At 63.6% G+C, this 15,779-nt stretch carries 20 protein-coding genes; 7 read left to right on the plus strand and 13 right to left on the minus strand.

Annotation, left to right across the window (positions count from 1 at the left end; genetic code table 11):
* Positions 1-111 precede the first annotated feature (111 nt).
* From QWY84_RS11100 to QWY84_RS11115, 4 genes are all read right to left on the minus strand, one after another.
* Positions 112-516: a hypothetical protein gene (locus tag QWY84_RS11100; protein ID WP_290202723.1), complete on the minus strand. Its 405-nt coding sequence runs from the start codon at positions 514-516 to the stop codon at positions 112-114.
* 786 nt (positions 517-1,302) lie between these two features.
* Positions 1,303-2,181, minus strand: coding sequence for a DUF6236 family protein (locus tag QWY84_RS11105; RefSeq protein ID WP_290202724.1), 879 nt, complete (start codon positions 2,179-2,181; stop codon positions 1,303-1,305).
* A 90-nt stretch (positions 2,182-2,271) separates the two neighbouring features.
* Positions 2,272-2,754, minus strand: a complete 483-nt coding sequence (locus tag QWY84_RS11110) for a hypothetical protein (protein WP_290202726.1) — start codon at positions 2,752-2,754, stop codon at positions 2,272-2,274.
* A complete protein-coding gene (locus tag QWY84_RS11115) occupies positions 2,751-3,023 on the minus strand; it encodes a hypothetical protein (RefSeq protein ID WP_290202728.1) in 273 nt (90 codons plus the stop codon). The genes QWY84_RS11110 and QWY84_RS11115 overlap by 4 nt, the downstream gene beginning before the upstream one ends.
* Positions 3,024-3,539: 516 nt before the next feature.
* Between QWY84_RS11115 and QWY84_RS11120 the strand changes: the two genes are divergently transcribed.
* Positions 3,540-3,971, plus strand: a complete 432-nt coding sequence (locus tag QWY84_RS11120) for a hypothetical protein (RefSeq protein ID WP_290202730.1) — start codon at positions 3,540-3,542, stop codon at positions 3,969-3,971.
* A gap of 6 nt (positions 3,972-3,977) precedes the next feature.
* On the opposite strand, the gene QWY84_RS11125 is transcribed toward QWY84_RS11120, so the two are convergent.
* Positions 3,978-4,253 carry a hypothetical protein gene (locus QWY84_RS11125; protein WP_290202732.1) on the minus strand — a complete coding sequence of 92 codons (276 nt, stop codon included), beginning with the start codon at positions 4,251-4,253 and terminating at the stop codon, positions 3,978-3,980.
* Between QWY84_RS11125 and QWY84_RS11130 the strand changes: the two genes are divergently transcribed.
* The 3 genes from QWY84_RS11130 (at position 4,241) to QWY84_RS11140 (ending at position 5,656) form a co-directional block, all read left to right on the plus strand.
* Complete coding sequence (locus QWY84_RS11130; RefSeq protein WP_290202734.1) at positions 4,241-4,540, plus strand: hypothetical protein; 300 nt, start codon at positions 4,241-4,243, stop codon at positions 4,538-4,540. The genes QWY84_RS11125 and QWY84_RS11130 overlap by 13 nt on opposite strands.
* Before the next feature lie 11 nt (positions 4,541-4,551).
* The gene (locus tag QWY84_RS11135) at positions 4,552-5,109 is read left to right on the plus strand and encodes a hypothetical protein (protein ID WP_290202736.1); all 558 of its coding nucleotides are present in this window, start codon (positions 4,552-4,554) and stop codon (positions 5,107-5,109) included.
* A 214-nt stretch (positions 5,110-5,323) separates the two neighbouring features.
* Positions 5,324-5,656, plus strand: a complete 333-nt coding sequence (locus QWY84_RS11140) for a hypothetical protein (RefSeq protein WP_290202739.1) — start codon at positions 5,324-5,326, stop codon at positions 5,654-5,656.
* A gap of 4 nt (positions 5,657-5,660) precedes the next feature.
* On the opposite strand, the gene QWY84_RS11145 is transcribed toward QWY84_RS11140, so the two are convergent.
* From QWY84_RS11145 to QWY84_RS11170, 6 genes are all read right to left on the minus strand, one after another.
* Complete coding sequence (locus tag QWY84_RS11145) at positions 5,661-7,034, minus strand: helix-turn-helix domain-containing protein (protein WP_290202741.1); 1,374 nt, start codon at positions 7,032-7,034, stop codon at positions 5,661-5,663.
* 649 nt (positions 7,035-7,683) lie between these two features.
* On the minus strand, positions 7,684-8,145 hold the full coding sequence (locus QWY84_RS11150) for a hypothetical protein (protein WP_290202744.1): 462 nt from the start codon (positions 8,143-8,145) through the stop codon (positions 7,684-7,686).
* A gap of 154 nt (positions 8,146-8,299) precedes the next feature.
* A complete protein-coding gene (locus QWY84_RS11155; RefSeq protein ID WP_290202745.1) occupies positions 8,300-8,572 on the minus strand; it encodes a hypothetical protein in 273 nt (90 codons plus the stop codon).
* The gene (locus tag QWY84_RS11160; protein WP_290202746.1) at positions 8,565-8,810 is read right to left on the minus strand and encodes a hypothetical protein; all 246 of its coding nucleotides are present in this window, start codon (positions 8,808-8,810) and stop codon (positions 8,565-8,567) included. The genes QWY84_RS11155 and QWY84_RS11160 overlap by 8 nt, the downstream gene beginning before the upstream one ends.
* On the minus strand, positions 8,807-9,121 hold the full coding sequence (locus QWY84_RS11165) for a helix-turn-helix transcriptional regulator (protein WP_290202747.1): 315 nt from the start codon (positions 9,119-9,121) through the stop codon (positions 8,807-8,809). Before QWY84_RS11165 ends, QWY84_RS11160 begins: the two co-directional genes overlap by 4 nt.
* On the minus strand, positions 9,118-10,506 hold the full coding sequence (locus QWY84_RS11170; protein ID WP_290202748.1) for a tyrosine-type recombinase/integrase: 1,389 nt from the start codon (positions 10,504-10,506) through the stop codon (positions 9,118-9,120). The genes QWY84_RS11165 and QWY84_RS11170 overlap by 4 nt, the downstream gene beginning before the upstream one ends.
* Before the next feature lie 310 nt (positions 10,507-10,816).
* Between QWY84_RS11170 and QWY84_RS11175 the strand changes: the two genes are divergently transcribed.
* Positions 10,817-11,116 (plus strand): hypothetical protein, encoded by a 300-nt coding sequence (locus QWY84_RS11175; RefSeq protein WP_290202750.1) that lies wholly within the window; start codon positions 10,817-10,819, stop codon positions 11,114-11,116.
* Between the two features lie 25 nt (positions 11,117-11,141).
* Positions 11,142-11,576 carry an RrF2 family transcriptional regulator gene (locus tag QWY84_RS11180; RefSeq protein WP_290202751.1) on the plus strand — a complete coding sequence of 145 codons (435 nt, stop codon included), beginning with the start codon at positions 11,142-11,144 and terminating at the stop codon, positions 11,574-11,576.
* 55 nt (positions 11,577-11,631) lie between these two features.
* Here QWY84_RS11180 and QWY84_RS11185 read toward each other — a convergent pair whose 3' ends face one another.
* Positions 11,632-13,740 carry a 3'-5' exonuclease gene (locus tag QWY84_RS11185; protein WP_290202752.1) on the minus strand — a complete coding sequence of 703 codons (2,109 nt, stop codon included), beginning with the start codon at positions 13,738-13,740 and terminating at the stop codon, positions 11,632-11,634.
* A gap of 301 nt (positions 13,741-14,041) precedes the next feature.
* Between QWY84_RS11185 and QWY84_RS11190 the strand changes: the two genes are divergently transcribed.
* Positions 14,042-14,293, plus strand: coding sequence for a hypothetical protein (locus tag QWY84_RS11190; protein WP_290202753.1), 252 nt, complete (start codon positions 14,042-14,044; stop codon positions 14,291-14,293).
* Here the strand turns inward: QWY84_RS11190 and QWY84_RS11195 are convergent.
* Positions 14,287-15,747, minus strand: coding sequence for a putative nucleotidyltransferase substrate binding domain-containing protein (locus QWY84_RS11195; RefSeq protein WP_290202754.1), 1,461 nt, complete (start codon positions 15,745-15,747; stop codon positions 14,287-14,289). The two genes, QWY84_RS11190 and QWY84_RS11195, sit on opposite strands and share 7 nt — an antisense overlap.
* Positions 15,748-15,779 lie beyond the last annotated feature (32 nt).

Raw genomic sequence — 15,779 nt, forward strand, 5'->3', positions numbered from 1 at the left:
CACCGCTTTCGCTACTTCTTGTTCCACGACCTCCCGCAGCTTGCCCTGCGAGATCGTGCGTTTATTGGGGTGAATACGCTTGTGCATCACGCCCTCCACCGTTAAGCCGACTCACTGCCGGCGCTTGCCCAAATACGACTCCAGATCCATCGGCTCATTCACGCCGCGCTCCTGGCGCTCAAGCCCGAGCGTGCGGCTCAGGCGGTTGAAGGTATTCAGCGCGGGCAGGTAGAAGCCCGATACCTCGCCGTGCTCCAGATACCGCGTCATTTCGTCGTTAATGAGAACCTGCAAGCCGGCCATCTGCTCGGCCATCATCTTCTGCATCTCGCTCAAGTACCGCTCCCCACCGAGATCGGCCATGATCTGCTCCTTCATCTCCATCACGCGCCGCCCGACCCGCGTACGCCGATCAAGCGGGCGCACGGCGACATTCGCCGAGACCGCCGAAAGATTGCCCTTCGGGTGGGTAATCTCGACTCTGTTCCGCTCTGTATCTTCCCGTCGTTGCACCATAATTGGCTCGATAATTCCCGCGCTATTTCCAATCTCACTCAGTCTGCCACCGCAGCCATTTCGCGCAAGAGCAAGCAATTACTTATGCGTTTGAAGAGAAACCGAAATACGCTCTCTTCGAAGAAGAAGTGAATAGAACTTGAAGAGTGTCAGGTGAAAGGTGGGGGCGCGATTTATTCAAATCGATACATTCTGGTTTGAATAGAATCGGCGTGAATACGTGCGCACGAACATTCACAACAAAACGTTTATAACGTTTTGAATGTTCAACACGACCAGCACGCGGGCATGAAGTCATCGATTTGAATAGAACGTGGCGAACATTCAAACAGGCAAGCATGCCGCCATGCATACCACGACCCTATCCGGGGCATAGTCGACAGCTATCGGTTTCTATTCACTACCTATATGCCTGGGTATTGAATGTTCACCTGGTGCATGGTCACGAAGAATATGAACCACCACCACCGCCGAAGGCTCCATTCAAAATGCGCGCGAAGACGCCCCCGTGGTGGGGCAGACCATGCACGAATACCTGACTAGGGTCCTGACTTGAGATCCGCGCCAGACAAGAACCTGGGCTTGATCAGGGGGTTAGTGCTACGGGTGTACTAATTGACGATTAGTCGGGCGCGTGTTCACAGCGCGGGTTTGAAGGGGTGGTTTCGGTGGGGTTGGTGCCTTCGACCTTCAGTCGGGCGCAGAGGCGGCGCGTTCGATCTGTCCCTGACCATATTCGCGCAGTTATTCACGCAACCGGCAGGCAAGAAGCGTGGTCCTCTATGCTTAGACAGTCTTACTGTTGGTTTGATTTAACAACCCAGCATTCATCGCTGAACCGAGGTAGGCAAGTTTGTCATTCTCCTTGGCGGGCTCGAATGTTTTGGTGGCTCTAGCCGTAACCGTGATTGTTGAAGCCAAGCCCCCTACTACAGTTGCTATCGGTATGGTGTACGCAGTTGCGAAGAAGTCTATTGCGCTCCCGTACGCCACCCCTTTCGTTATATTCATACCATTCACATTGAGTTCGACAGCGAGATCGAACTTTCGATTCCCTGGGAAACGCTCATTGCTTACCCTGTCTAGATCACGAATACGCTGAGAAAGATCCGATACGACTTTCCTGGTTTCCAGGTCCGTGTCCGGTGCTTGTAGGGCTTCTTTGTAAAGCGCATCTAGCTCTTGATGTAAGGCACCCAGCTCGTCCTTGCGCCTCTCCTTGAACTCCAGCACCTCGTTAATGGGGACGTTGGCGTCTGGGACTGGGAGAACGTTCGCCAAGTCGACACGTATGGTTTCCTGTTCTTTTATGACCTTATCGAGCAGAGCACATTCGCTAGAGAACTGATGAATCACCCAATCTTTCGTCTTGTCTTTGAGCAGCTCTTCCGCAACCTCTGTTTGGCACGATAGCACAGCCTCCGTTAACTGGTCTCCTCCGTACGCCCCGATGAAGTTAACGCGCGGGCGCTCAACTGCACCTGACTGAATTAATTCGTCTTCTTCCGGTATACCAAAGCCAATAAGATTATTGTTCGGTATAACTACCCGATCCCAGTACATGACGTAGTACCGCAGTTCCTGCGACGAAATGCCGCGCTCCATTTTCAGACCCTGGGGTATCGGGTGAATAATTGCCGGCGGTGCTATGACCCCTCGTTCCACAGTCCTCACCTTTATGTCTGCGCGAATATTCGTGTTCTACTTCTGCGAGAACACCTTCTTATCCGCATTATTCATGTGCATGCCAGACAGTCAAACCCCGCCGGCAGATAGCTCTACCAAGTGCATGCCAATGTATTCGCCGACGAGCAGCACGAAGCCAATCGCCATACCGGCGTAGTTGATACGACGTGACCACAGCTCACGTCCTGCGCGTCGGTTCATACGCCTGAACTGCACTCCCTTCTGGGCAAGCGCTTGCCCTTTGTTTTCGTCTGTCTCGTGCCGGTCCTTCAATATATTCGTGATGCGCTTATGCGACCCCATCGCCATAAGTGCCGTGATCTCGTTCCACTGCGCCACGACACCCGCAATAGCCGCCACCGACAGCACCGCGACGGCAACCACGTGCACCACGACTCCCACGCCTGCGCTTGCTACAGGTCCGCTTTGAATGATGGCGAACAGGGCGACGATGGGCAGCCCCATGAAGTACCAATTCCAGCGCGTGTACGCTTCAATTGCGCGCTTCTGCAACTCCTCCGCAACCCGCTTGTCTTCGTCCGTTGTTGTCATGATTCGCCCAGCAACGCCGACAGCCCCACGACAGCCAGCCCGCCGACCCAAACCGCAACGAGGCTCCAGTCCCCTTCTGTGAAGCCCACGTAGATCGGCATGACGACGACCGTGAAGGGGGCGACGATCAGCGCCGCGATCCACTGCCACAGCGGCAGTTCCCACACGTGAAAGTACCAAAACACCGAGTACGCCATGTACGCGCCTGCGGTGAGATAGAGCGCTTGGGCGGTGAACTTCGTTGCCGTCTTGACAGTGCCCGTATCCATCGACCCGCCCCCCTTCATGCGTCGTGCCCGACCGCTTGAAGGTAGCAAGCAGGGGCGGGGTTGAATAGTGCTGAGGCTAGTTCCGCGTGTGCTGCTCTATTCGCTGCCGCACGGCATCTAGACACAGCAGGCACGAGAGTGCGCCGCAGAGCAACCCGTCGGTGCCGAGAAGCATCAGCATGAATAGAAGACAAATGTCGTCGGGCACGTTTTTAAGAGCAGTACATAACTTATTGGTTAGACGGGTATTTAATCGAATCTTTAGCTTTAGTGTGAATAGAATATACATTGATTTCTCCTATATTTTCTATTTATTTATTCATTTAGTTTCTTCTTTTTATTCACTTCTATTTAGTCTTCTCGCACCTTTGCCTAAACCTTCACGGTTCAACGACAGACGGCGCTCTATTCACTATTTATTCGCGCTTTCAGGTCGGCTCGTCCGTGCCATCTTTAAGGCGCTGGGCTTTGCCCGTGGGGCGACTTGATTTGAAGGTCTGAGGGAGGGTGTGCGTGATGGATAAATTCGACTTCTTTCTGGGCGCTGGCGCGGTGGTAGGGCTGATGGTGCTGATACCCATTGCCAGTGACTTCGACGCCGGGCGCGACTTCGGCGACCCCACGCCGTACAACGTGGTGCAGAACCGCGCCGAGCGCTGCCGCGATGGCGACTTGCAGTGCCTGGCTGAAGCCTATGTAGAGCGGGCTGAAGAGGCGTGTGACGGGCGCATTGCCGGGGCGGCGCAGTACGAGCACAGGTGGTCGGCGGCGCCGCTCTTCACGCGCTATGTTTGGCGTGATCAAGACGCGGGGGTGATCGCGTACGGGGGTGACGCCGTCGAGTTCAAAAACGGCTTCGGCTCCTGGCAGCGCTACCAGTACGTCTGTCTATTCGATACGCGTGCGCAGAGCGTCCGTGACGTGTCGGTGTCGCCGGGGCGTGGGTAGCAAGCCCTAGCCATCCACGACGCTCGCCCGGGCGTCCTCGGTCGCGAAGATTTGCTGGTACAGGGCGTGGGTGGGCGCGCGGTCGGTGGGGTCGCGGTTGCAGCGGTTTGAATTGACGAAGTGCATGAAGTCCTTGCACGCGAGCTGTTCATCCGCGCACCGCTGCCAGAGCGGGCAATCGCGGCACGGCTCGCGGCTTGCCTGCATGCGGCTGATGAGGCGGTTATGGCTGACGTCTGCGGGCGCCTTTGCGGGCTCATCAGGCGCCAGTGATCCACCCACCTCCATCACCGGCGGCGATCCGCCTTGCGCGCCTCGCTCTCGTTGGCGTAGGTCCGTCCATCCTTAGCCAAGCGTACGGCGTCGTAGGGGTGGCGGTTTTGAATATTCCGGCGCTCACATTCACGGCAATTTTTCATAAAGCAAACCTTCACGATTCCGGTTTGCCTCGGCATTCTGACACCCTGCCGTATTCGATCAATGAATTCTTGCGTTTAGCGTTTTTGAAAATTGCCGAAAAAGGCAACCGTGCGATAATTGTTGCGTCGTCGAAAATTGAAGGTGAATAGGCATTTCCGCCGTGATCGATTTCTTCACGCGACAGCGAGTGAATACCAGCCGTGAAGGGTTGAGCAGAGAAGAGCAATTCGCCGCGCAGGGGTGGTACTGGCTCCGTGGCGACGGCGTTGTTGACCCGCCCGAGGGCATCTTCACGCTAGAGCGCGGGGGCGTGGCGCTCGCCGAGGTGTATCCGCGCAGCGATGATCAGTGGGGTGTGCGGTGCTGGTGCCCGCAGCGCTGCGAGTTCCGCGACGTTGACGCCGCCTTCACCCACCCCTACCAAGCCATCGCCGCGCTGCAAGACGCCGAGCGCGACGGGTGGTGGTCGCCCGAGGCGGCGCAGGGTCCGTCACTCGATGACCTGGGCTGGTACGAGAATGCGCGCGGTAATTTCGTCTGGCGCACGGGCAAGATGACCTACACCGTCTACCACGCCGATGGGCTGTGGCGCATCGCCGAGCACCGTATCGGTGGCGGCAAGCCCCACTACCAGCCCACCGCCTACCACGATCCGGTGCGGGCGATGCAAGCCGTGGTGCTCCAGGTCGATGCCGAGCGCGAGGTGGGTACGAAGTGAGCGCCAATTTGCGGCTTTCTCGCGCGTCGAAGTGCCGCAACCTGTAGGCATGGTTATCCGCGCCCTTGATCGGGCGAGAATCGGCTTCGTTGAACCGCGTAGGCGCGTTGCAAAGCCCCCCGCGACCCTCGCCCCCGTGGGGGCAGCCGGTCCGGGGTGGCGGGTGCGGGGAGTCTCCGGGCGGATGAGGTTGCGTATGGGCGAGGTGATCGAATTGTTCACACGTAAGGTCCATGGCGGGGCACTGCGCAAGCAGCACAGCAAGGCGCGGCAGCGCAACGAGTGGTTGTGGAGCGCGGGCTGGGAGCGGGCAGGTGAGGGCAAGTTCACGCTCGAACGGGACGGCTACGTGTTCACCATCCACCCCATGCTTGAGCGGGGACGCATGGCGCACCGCGTCACTTATCGCTGCCCGGAGTGCGGCGAGCTGCACCGGCCGCGAGGCCGGTGGGACAGTGGTGGGGCGGCCATGCAGGCCGTAACCGACGCCTTGGCGCGGGGGCGCTGGCGCTGCCTGCGAGGACCGCAGGCGCGCTCACGCCCCTGAACCACTAGTCGCGCCCGGGAGTGTTGCCTTCGGCGGCGTGACGGACCTGCACGGTACCTTCTCGCTGCTCTCGGCGCTGCCGGACGCGGTCGCCCAAGCGTTGCAGCCACTCGCGACGCTGCTGCGCCTCCGTGGAGTCGTCGGTCTCCGTGCTCGTCTGCCGCTGCATGCTGGCGCGCGCCTGCGCCTGCTCAGCCTCCGTGACCACGGCACACTCCGGAGCAGGCACGAAGGAGCGGTCCGGGTCGTCAGGGTCGAAAGCGGTGGTGGCGGGGTATTCACCAACCACGCCCGCGCGCCGCATCGCCGCAAGCGCAGCAAGCCCGGCGGTGCTGTAGCCCTTGCCCACCGTGCGCCAGTCTGACGCGCCGACGCGCCAGCGGCGCCGCAACACCCAGTCGCCGGCCCGGCGGTCGGGGAGCACGGCGTACCGGCACGTAGTGGTTTCAAGCACGATGGTGTCGAAGCGCCGCCCAAGCCGCCAGCCCAAGACCCCCAGCGGGCCGGGGGCAGCGGCCCCCGCGTCGGGGTTGCGCGGAGGTACCGGTAGGTCGCAAGCACCGGTGGCGGTGGTCCGCGAATGACAAGCAGCAGCCTGCGCGCTGCATGCGAAGTGCATGGGGGGTTGCTTGCCCCCTTCAGGGTGGTCACTGGTAGCGGGCTCAGCGGAGCCCGCTACGGGACCGCCCGAACCAGCACCAGAGCCGGAGCCGAAGGCGGAGGCGGCGGTGCTGGTTCTAGTGGTCGTGCTGCTGTTCTCTTCACAAGCATGGCTGCTTGTCTTCTCTTCAATTTCTTGGCCTGGCTCAAGTGCCGACGCCGCCCCCGAAGTCGAGCGGCAGCTCGCGGAGGGGACGGCGGCGTCGGCGCGAGCGCCGCCGCCGTAAATACCCGTAAGGGTATTTGGGGGCTCATTTTGGCATTCTGTGCGCTGTTTTGAGCCCCTAGAATTGCCTGAATGAGCCCCTAGGTCAGCCCGGTCTAAGCCCCTATTTGAATGTTCGTGAGCCCCTTTTGAGCCCCTAGGATTCTCTTCAATTGCGTACTGCTTGATGTACTCCAGGCGCCGCACCGTGGCTCGGCGTTGCCCACCCTTCACGCGGCCACCTTCAGACACCACGACGACGAAGCCCAGCCGGTGCAATTTGCTCAGGGCGCGCTTGGTGGTGGCGCGAGAGACGCCTGCCTTCTCGGCCAGGGTGGCAACGGCGGGGTGCGCTTCCCCGCTGTTATCCAAGACGAACGATTTGAATGCCTGGAGCACATTCAATTCCGATTTCGTCAACGTTGAAAAGTCGGGGTGATTCTCGATGCTTTCCATCCGCTGACGCGGCGTCGGCTGCTTGCCTTCATCATGCGGGTTCGCGATACTGCTCATGCCAATTGTACCTCGTCTTAGGCGCTGTGCTTTCGGCCTCGGGCGCTGTTGCAGTTGGTACGGTGCCGGCCTCCGGGCTGGTGAAGTTCAAGTACACTTTGTTACGTAGAAGGTAGTCATAGAAGCTCCTGACTTGTTGGCCTCAATACCTCCTATTGCGCAAAGCGCTTGAGCAACCGTTTGTACACCTCAATCTACTGTCTCCTGAACCCTCATTGCCCGGATCGGCTTTGGGGGTTCATCTTTTTTATTCTGCGATGTTCGCCCTTCGATGTTAAGCAAATTCTTGCGCGCATTCTGTCTTGCATTCGCGGCTCCAATTCGCTTGAATGACAGTACCATTACTCATGGTTACGTGACCTGGCTGCGCGGCTGCCTCTCCGCTTTAAGCCAGGTCCCCGCGCCCCGCTGGATCCTTCGCTGGCGGGGCGCACTTTTGTTCGTGCGTTCTGCTCGTGCGTCGCGCGTACTGCGGCTAGTGCGTACTGCTGTAAATGCGTTGTGCTGTCCGCGCGTTCCGCTGTTCATGCGTTCTGCTTGTCGTGCGCTTGAGCGCCGCGTGATCAGTCCATTGCGCCGGGAACAAGAGGGCGTTCAGTCAGCCCATCACCACGGCAAGATGATCGTCCTTGACTACGCCATCACCACGTTAGTGGGTGGTGTTGCTGCGGTGGCCAGCCGTACGGCCTCCAAGGCCATCATCTTCGACAACCAGGCTGTCCGGTCCGACAACCAGGCTCTCCTGGCACGGGACGAGCTGTGCCTTACCCGGTCGGCTGCGTGCTTCGTAGATACTCTCCATGACCTCCGGAGGCGCACCCTCCTCGATGAGCAGAACTTCGAGCAGAGCGTCAACCTCCTGCGACGTGGTGGTGTGGTCGTACACAAGCAACGCATTGGCTTCCACGAGGTCGACGAGGTCGACGGGCCGCATTCCGAGTCTGTGCGGGCGCCGTTGCCAGTCGCCTCCCTGTTCCGTCATCGGCTGCATGACAAACACAGGCTCGTTGTCACGGAACGCGTACTCTATGTGGTACGCCCCTGCTGAGATCCTCAAGGGGTCGTTGCCGCCTTGTGGAGTTTCCATTTCATAAAGTAGGAAACCGTTCACGGTTATCTCCTCATTACATTTTCCAAAAAGACGGCGGCCTGGGGGGCGGTCGTGGGACCGGTCAGAGCCGCCAGCGAATGAGCGGCCCACTTTTGGCCACTCACTTATGTGGACTGGGGTCGCCCAGGAGGAGTTCCGGAGCCCGCAAAATTTTTCAGGCCGTCCCGCCTGGCGCCATGCGCGCGGCGTGTCGCTGCTCCAGGGCGCGCATCTGGATCAGGTCGATGGTGTGCTGCGCGGCGGCGGCAGCCTCGGGCTCTGGCAGGCAGAATTGCGCTCTGAACATGTCGGCCACTGCCGCCCCGTGCGAGTCGTGGGCGACGGTGCTGATGTCGATGCCCGCCGCTTGCATGCGCGCGGTGACCGCCTCGCTCATCAGCTCGGTCATCTCCCGGATGTCTTCGTCGATCACGGCTTGATTAGTCATGGTGCACCTCTTTCGTCTCCAGTAGGGCAGGGCGGTCCACCTCCAGGCAGGCCACCGCCTGCGCCTGTAGCTCCTCGGCCTTGCGCTGCACCTTCTCGCTGCCCGAGCAGGCGATCAGCGCCCCGGCGTAGCCCGCGCACTCGGCGGCATGTAGGGCGCGCCGGGCGCCCGGCTTCTGCACGCTCAGCCGCGAGGCCATGCGGCCCAGGGCGGCGAGGTGCTGCACGTAGTTGCTCATCGGCTGTCTCCGTCGGTATTCGGCGTCAGCGCCATCAGGAAGCGGAGATAGTTGGCCGGCTCGTCACCCCTGGACCTACTGGGGTGGGTGATCGGATTGGCCAGCGGCCTGCCGCCACCACGACGAGCAGCCTTGCGCCGCTGTCTCTCCATCCACGCCTCAACGTCGTTGCGGCTGTAGCGGATGTGCCCCCGCCCGACACGCAGCCAGGCGGGGCCTTGGCCCGCCTTGCGCATCCGCCAGAGCTGGGTGCGGGAGTAGCCGAGCATTTGCGCGGTCTCGCGTACGGTGAGCAGTCGATCCTCACTCATGCCTGCTGTACCTCCCGGCGCTGCGCAAGCGCCGTTACGTTCTCGGCCTCGGCAGGCTCGGTGATGCCGCACAGGACCTTCAGCCGGTCGGTGACGGTCTGCTGTGCTTGGCGCAGGTCGGCGAGGTTGGTGTGGATGTAGTGCACCGCTGTGATGTCGCGCCCGTTAGGGGCATGGCCCGCTAGCTCCACCACGAGCGCGTACGGCAGATTCAAGCTCGCGGCGGTCGTGATGTACGAGCGCCGGAGGTCATGGAGCGTGGTATGGGGGATGCCCACCTGCTCGGTGATCTGCTGGAGGGGGACGAGGCCGTCGGCGATGTGCCCGCGCTCGCTCTTCTGTACGGCAGGAAACAGCCAGTGCGTCGACAGCCCCAAGCGCCGAAGCTCGATGAGGCGGTCGAGGAGGAAGTCGGTGAGCGGCACGATGCGCTCTTTCTTGCCTTTAGTGCGCTCGGCGCGGAGGCGGATGCTCCGGGCGGGCACGCCGCCGTGCTCTTGGTCGGTGAGATTGACGTCAGACCACGCCAGCCCGGCGCTCTCGCTGCGGCGCATGCCGGTGAAGAGAACGAGCGTGAGGTAGTAGCGGAACGCGATGTTGTCGAGTGCCTGGATGGCACCGTAGAGCGGGGCGAACTCCTCGGCACCGAGCACTCGGGTCCGTGGAGGCGGGCTGTACTTCTGGCCCTTCGGCAACTGTGCCGGGTTTTTGGTCAACCCGCCAAGCTCGCGCTCGATGGCGAAGCCGAGTAGGGCACGGAGCACGGTGATCGCGTACTCGGCTGCGGCCAGCCCGGTCTTGTCGGAGCCCTGGGGTTGTCCGGTGACCCCCTTGTTCTCGCGCACCGCCCGGATGATGGCGTCGCGCTGGTCGAGAACGTCGGCTCGGGAGATCGTGTTGATGTTGCGGGTGCGCCAGTTGTCGAAGTACGTGTCGATAGCCCGGCGGTAGCCATCGCGGGTTGTCTCGGCAAGACCGTGCTTGGTCTTCAGGTAGCGGTCGAGGAGGTCGGCGAGGGTGATCTGGTTGGCCTGCCGCTCGGCTTCAGCCTCCTTCGGGTCGATGCCCTGCGCCATTTGATCGAGCAGAGATCGTGCCCGGTCGCGAGCGTCGGCCAGGGCCAGCACGCCGACGCGGCCAAGGGTGATGGTGCGCTGGAGCTGATTGCCGTTGCGGTTGACCCGACCGCGCACGTCACGCTGGACGATGAACGAGGCACTTGCCCCGCGCCCGCTCACCCGTACGCCGAACCCGGGAAGCTTCGTATCCCAGACGTGCCGGTCTCTGCCGCTGGGGTCGGGCATCTTGAGCCGATCCAGGAACGTCTGCGTGATGGATACCTTACTGCCTGAAGTGGAAAGACCTTTCTGTCTGTTTTTAGACATGATTTGTGCCTCTCGCTGCCGCATAGCCCGTCTCAGGGATGTACCAGGGATTGACACGTTGCAGGGCGTTGCAACGTTAAGGCCATTAAAGCAGGGAGTGTCACAAACCGCAACGGAATTTATTGGAGAATCAGGTAGTTGGAGTGTTCTTGGCGTGCTCTGCAACGGCTCGCTACAGGGAGCATATAGATGTATGATAAAAACATCGAAACGTACAGGGAGTAGGCCGGCTGGCCACGGGGCCGGATCTGGCTTTACTTGCCGAAAGGTTTGTACCATGCAGGCAGCAGGACGGCGGGAATGAATGGCCATGGTCACGGGGAATGCGGACGGCGCCGGCGCGCGATCGGACGGCCGCCAGTATACGGCGGTGCTGGACCTGCGGGTCCACGACCGGCTGGAGCGCCTGCCACTGCTGGAGCTCACGCTCTCGAGCCTGACCGTGGGCGAGGACTTGCTGCTGATGACGGCGGCGGCACCGGAGCGGCTGCAGGCGCATGTTGCGCGCCACTACGGCGAGCGCGTCCAGTGGCAGCCGCTCCAGTGCGGACCGCCCCTGTGGCGGGCCCGGCTGGTCCGGGTGGCTTCCGGCGACGAGGCGGAGCAATGAGCGGCGGCAGCGGGGGACCCGGTTCATGGAACTGACCTTTCACACGGACTACGGCTTGCGCGTTCTGATGTTCGCCGGGGCCCACCGGGATCGACGGGTGACCATGCGCGAGGTGGCGATGGCCTACGCCATCTCCCTGGAGCATCTGCGCAAGGTGGTCCACAGGCTGGCGCAGAGCGGGTTTCTCGCTACCACCAAGGGTCGGGCAGGCGGGCTGCGGCTGGCGCGACCCGCGGAGGAGATCCGCGTGGGGGATGTGGTGCTGGCCATGGAGGATTCCCTGGCCATTGTCGACTGCAGCCGGCAACCCTGCCCGCTATGCGGCGGATGCTCGCTCAAGGGGGTTTTCGAGAGCGCCCGGCAGGCCTTCGTCGATCGCCTCAACGAGTTCACCCTGGCCGATCTGCTTCACAACGCGGATACGTTCGGCGAGCTGCAGCGGCTGGGCCAGCCGGCCTGACCGGATCCGTGGCCCGAACCGGCGCTAGTGTCCTGCGAACTCGGGTTACAGGACACTAGCCCTGCATCGACGCGTGGACGATGGCCGAGCGCTGGCGGATCTGGGCCGCCATGTTCGACGCCCGCATGACCTCCCCGAACGTGTCCAGCCCCCGGGCTTCCAGGCGGTCGATGAGCCGTACCAGGAGCTCGGCGGTCGCCAGGGCGTCGCCGAGAGCGGTGTGACGGCCGCTGACATGGATGCCGTAGCGATCGCACAGGGCATCCAGGGAGTGGTCCTCTTCATCGCCGTCGAGCATGGAGGACAGCAGCAGGGTGTCGAGCAGCGGGTTGTCGAACTCCACGCCGCTTTCCTCCTGGCGCAGGCTGATGAACTTCATGTCGAACGCGGCGTTGTGGGCCACCATGACGGCGTCGCCGACGAACTTGCGGAACTGGGGCAGCACCACCTGGATACCCGGCTTGTCGCGGACCTGCTCGTCGGTGATGCCGTGGAACCGGATGGAGTCCGCGGGGATGGGGCGCCCGGGGTTGACCAGGCGATCGAAGGACTCGCCCGTAAGCACCCGGTGCTTGACCACGCGCACGCCGGCGATGGCGATGATCTCGTCGCCGCCCATGGGGTCGAGACCGGTCATCTCGCAGTCGAACACCACGAACGACAGATCCCGCAGGGGCTGCGAAGCGAGCTCCTCGTCGCCGGCGTGCTTGCGCATGAGGCCAAAGTCGTAGAACTCGGGGCGCGCCGGCAGGTGTTCCGGTTCCGGCAGGAACTGGGGCCGGGAGGGAGGCGGCAGGGGCAGGCGCACCACCGCCTGCCCCTGGCGGCGGCCGCGTTGGCTCCAGGGCTCGCAGTCGTGGCGATCGAGAACGTCGCGGGTGCGCTGGCCGGCAGCCTCGTCGTCGCAGGGCGTGGCCAGCCACGCCTCCAGGGCGTCTGCCGGCAGGGGGTCGCCGGACCAGCGGATATCGACGTAGACGGCATGATCGGCGAGCAGGGATTCGACGTCGAATTCCGCCTCTCCTGTCTCCTGGTGGAGCCGGCGGAACAGGCATTCCAGCATCTGCACCAGCGACAGGCTGTCTCCGTGCAGCCACAGCGGCATGCCCACCAGGTTGACGCGCAGGCCCGGTTCGTCCCGCAGGCGCTCCTGCAGGCAGCTGACCAGGTCGCCGACGTGCAGGTCGGCCATGGGCCAGCGCCCGAGCAGCTGGCCCTGGAGGTCCTCGCCGAGCTCCTGGATGCGTCGGCTCAGGGTCTGGCTCTCCCGCAGGATCACGGCGTCGAACGCGCGGCGTTCCTCGGGCGCCATGTCGGGATAGTGGGTAACGGTTTCGGCGGCCGCGCGCAGGTTGCCGACCACGCCCCGCAGCTCCCGGGTCAGCGCCAGCCGGATGGCGTCGCCGCGCGTGAGCAGGGAGACATCCCGGGAGATGTCCGTGAGGGTGATCAGGTATCCGGTGACGGCGTCGTTGCCGTCGAGGATCAGGGCCACCCGCGTATGCAGCATCCGGTGAGCGTCGGCGCTGCGGCACACGAACGGGGCCGTCAGCTCCGGCGCCGTGGTGATGCCCTGGTCGTGCTGGCGCTCCAGGCGCTCCAGGGTATGCTCCACCGGCGCCCGGGAGACCACGTCGAACAGGGATCGTCCCAGGCCGATGGCCTCGGGCGTGCCGAGAATCGAGACGACGGCGTTGTTGTAGAGGAGAATCTGGTGCTTGCGGTTGCACACCACGACGCCTTCGCCGAGGCTCTGGAGAATGACCTCGAGCCAGGTCTTCTGCTCCTCCGCCTGCTCGGTGGCCTGCTCCGTCGCTTCCCGGATTTCCCGGCGGGAGGTTCTTAGCGCCTCCGCCAGCTCGCCGACGGCGTCCGGCAGGCTGCCCAGGGCGTGACGGCGCGGCAGGGGCAGGCCCTGATCGCACGAGCGCGACTCCCGCAGCGCCCGGATGCCGCGCACCAGCTTGCGGGCGGGGCGCATGATGAACACGTCCACCAGCAGGCCGGCGGCCAGAATCATGGCTGCTGCCACGACGCCCCCCAGGGCGGGGCCGAGGGCGCTCCCCTCGGTCCCACTGGCAAGGTGCACCACGCCGGATACCGCCAGTCCGGTCACGGCGGCCAGGGCGAGCGTGGTGTAGAGCACCTGCTGGCGGGGTTGCATGGCCGGCGTCAGGCGGGTCGACCGGATTGCGGGGCCCGGGCCGGGCGGAATGGCCCGGCGCCGTCAGCCGGGAGCGTGCTCCGCGTCCGCTGTCGCTGGTGCATGGTCGCTCTCCTCCAGGGGTGGCCCGGATCGTCCGCGCGGCGTCCATCGCGCGCGGGTGCCCGGATCTCGTTCGTGCTCCCGAGGATACCATGGCCGGCTACCGCCGATCAGGGACGGCGTCGTCCCGGGCATGGTCAACAGCCGCGTTGCGTACTATGCTCGTGGCTGTTTTCGCAGCTTCGGGAGCGTCCCACCAATGACCGGGGAGAAGGAAACCGTGAAGATTACCTCGGATCCGTGGCTGCGCGTGCTGATGAAGATCAGCATCCCGATGGCGGTGGTGAGTGTCGCCGCCCTGTGGGTCGGGCAGCTCATGGGGATTTCCTGGCTGTTCTACCTGTTCCTGGTTACCGGCGCCATCACGCTTGCGGCCGGTCTGGCCTACAACGTGCGGTTCGTGATCCTGAACCTGCGGCGGGCGGGCGAGCGCGAGCAGGAGGGTCAGTAAGCGATTCCCACCAGGTCGCGGGCGAGCTTTCGCACCATGCTCCGCGTGATCTTCAGGCTGTCGACGAGCCGGTCGCGTTCGGCTGCCTCCAGCCTGGCCGGTTCCAGGTATTTCGCCGGCGCCTCGCCGGCCTGCAGCTGCTCCAGCTGGTGGTCCAGCAGCATTCCCGCCAGGTACGCGTGCGCACCGATCAGGTCGTCGGCCTCGCGCCGGGGCAGTACACCGGCATCCGAAAGGGCGCCCAGGCGCCCGGGCGTCGAGACCGCTTCCACCCCGTGGGCGAGGGCGTAGAGACGGGCGACCTCGACAATGGGGGTGATGCCGTAGCGCTTGAGGTCCATGGCACCGGCATGGGGGCTGTCACCCGGCTCGGTGATGAGCCGGTTGAACCAGCCGAGGCCGACATCCCGGGGCGAGTCGGCCAGCGTCAGGGATCGCAGATAGCCGGGCGCGGCCTCCAGGCGCAGGAACATCTCGCTGCGGAGCTCGTCGGCCATTGCCGCGTCGCCCGCCGCGTGCCGGCAGTCCAGCAGGATGCTGCAATGCAGAAAGCCGGTGTCGCTGCGCCGGCGGAGCCACAGGCCGATCTGCTCGCGCCATTGCGTGACCGTCTTCCGCCAGAGCGGGTTGGTCGCCATGACGTGCCCCGGGCAGAAGACGATACCGGCCTGGTTCAGGGAGCTGCACAGGCGCCGGGCGAGCTCGCTGAAATAGCCGTCGATGGCGGCGTGCTCCCGGTCCGGGTAGTCCGCGATCACCAGGCCGTTGTCCTGATCCGGGTCGAGGAAGCTGCCCAGGCGTCCCGCGGAGCCCATGAGGAACAGGCTGTAGGGGCGCGGCGGCGTTCCCCAGCCGTCCCGCTCCATGGCTGCCGTCGCCATCGCCAGCGCCCGGCGATGGACGTCGTCGTTGAGGCGGGAGAGTACCGCCTGGGTTTCGTGGATACCGGCTCCATCCCGGCGCAGCGCGCCGGCAATGTCCGCCTGCGCCCGGCGCGCGGCCGCCAGGCCCGGGTTGGTGTCCGCCGTGGCCAGCTCGCCCAGGTACGGGATGACCGACGGCAGGGCGGTGTGCAGGCAGTCTTGCCGGTCCAGCAGGCCCAGGATGGTGCCGTCGGCGTCGAGTACCGGTGCATACCGGCATGCAGCCCGCTGGAGCGCCCCGAGGGCGCGGCTGACCGGGTGGTCCGGATGCGCGCGATAGCCGGGGGCGGTGATCAGGGGCTCGACCGGTGAGGCCCTCGTCCGCGGTATGCCGAAATGGCGGAGAATGTCGCGGGAGAGAATCAGGCCCCGGAGCCGCTGCGTGCTGTCCACCACCAGAGCGCAGGGTGCCTCTTCGAGAGCCATCCGCCGGGCGAGCTCCTCGCACGACGTGTCCGGGGAACACACCACACGTGCCGGTTGCATGACATCGGCAACGGTCTTGTCGAACAGCACCCCCGGGCGTGTCATCACTGGACATCCCTCGCCAGGCGGCGCTGGAA

It is taken from the genome of Aquisalimonas lutea (genome assembly GCF_030409225.1).
Classification (GTDB): domain Bacteria; phylum Pseudomonadota; class Gammaproteobacteria; order Nitrococcales; family Aquisalimonadaceae; genus Aquisalimonas; species Aquisalimonas lutea.

Excerpts from the sequence above, each read along its gene's own strand:
- QWY84_RS11165 (WP_290202747.1), bottom strand. The coding sequence starts at position 9,121 with ATGAGTGAGGATCGACTGCTCACCGTACGCGAGACCGCGCAAATGCTC.
- QWY84_RS11195 (WP_290202754.1), bottom strand. The coding sequence starts at position 15,747 with ATGACACGCCCGGGGGTGCTGTTCGACAAGACCGTTGCCGATGTCATG.
- QWY84_RS11145 (WP_290202741.1), bottom strand. The coding sequence starts at position 7,034 with ATGAGCAGTATCGCGAACCCGCATGATGAAGGCAAGCAGCCGACGCCG.
- QWY84_RS11120 (WP_290202730.1), top strand. The coding sequence starts at position 3,540 with ATGGATAAATTCGACTTCTTTCTGGGCGCTGGCGCGGTGGTAGGGCTG.
- QWY84_RS11160 (WP_290202746.1), bottom strand. The coding sequence starts at position 8,810 with ATGAGCAACTACGTGCAGCACCTCGCCGCCCTGGGCCGCATGGCCTCG.
- QWY84_RS11190 (WP_290202753.1), top strand. The coding sequence starts at position 14,042 with ATGACCGGGGAGAAGGAAACCGTGAAGATTACCTCGGATCCGTGGCTG.
- QWY84_RS11185 (WP_290202752.1), bottom strand. The coding sequence starts at position 13,740 with ATGCAACCCCGCCAGCAGGTGCTCTACACCACGCTCGCCCTGGCCGCC.
- QWY84_RS11110 (WP_290202726.1), bottom strand. The coding sequence starts at position 2,754 with ATGACAACAACGGACGAAGACAAGCGGGTTGCGGAGGAGTTGCAGAAG.
- QWY84_RS11180 (WP_290202751.1), top strand. The coding sequence starts at position 11,142 with ATGGAACTGACCTTTCACACGGACTACGGCTTGCGCGTTCTGATGTTC.
- QWY84_RS11170 (WP_290202748.1), bottom strand. The coding sequence starts at position 10,506 with ATGTCTAAAAACAGACAGAAAGGTCTTTCCACTTCAGGCAGTAAGGTA.
- QWY84_RS11175 (WP_290202750.1), top strand. The coding sequence starts at position 10,817 with ATGGTCACGGGGAATGCGGACGGCGCCGGCGCGCGATCGGACGGCCGC.
- QWY84_RS11115 (WP_290202728.1), bottom strand. The coding sequence starts at position 3,023 with ATGGATACGGGCACTGTCAAGACGGCAACGAAGTTCACCGCCCAAGCG.
- QWY84_RS11155 (WP_290202745.1), bottom strand. The coding sequence starts at position 8,572 with ATGACTAATCAAGCCGTGATCGACGAAGACATCCGGGAGATGACCGAG.
- QWY84_RS11100 (WP_290202723.1), bottom strand. The coding sequence starts at position 516 with ATGGTGCAACGACGGGAAGATACAGAGCGGAACAGAGTCGAGATTACC.